This is a genomic window from Leuconostoc sp. BM2, assembly GCF_002095565.1.
GTDB classification, from domain to species: Bacteria; Bacillota; Bacilli; order Lactobacillales; family Lactobacillaceae; genus Leuconostoc; species Leuconostoc falkenbergense.
Genome location: NZ_MOWQ01000136.1, coordinates 1 through 333, shown reverse-complemented (window position 1 = coordinate 333; position 333 = coordinate 1). Strand labels below are relative to the sequence as shown.

Here is a 333-nt window from a genome sequence, read left to right as displayed (position 1 = left end):
TCCAAGCGTTGGCTTCGGGTAAATGCCTGATTAAGTTGGGACGTTGACGATAATCAACAGTTGTCGTTGGTTTGTTAAATCGACGAGTCATGACAGAGTATATGCCAGCTTCTCGCATTAAACGACGAACTCGGTTGGTTCCATGATGCAAATTCAGATCAGCTAATGCTAATCGCAGACGTGGCGCGCCATAAGCTTTATAGTTGTTTTGCCAAATTTCACGCAACAAAGCTTTTAAAATCGTGTCTTCTCGTTGTCGTTGGCTCTCAGTATAGTGAACCCAATCAAAGTAGGTGCTTTTGGGTATTTTGAGTAGGCGAAGCACCATCATGA

General features: G+C 43.5%; 1 protein-coding gene. It reads right to left on the bottom strand.

Annotated features, from left to right (window positions below; all coding sequences use genetic code 11):
• On the bottom strand, nucleotides 1–333 hold a 333-nt coding region (locus tag BMG01_RS10850), incomplete at both ends, for an IS3 family transposase (protein ID WP_143472295.1).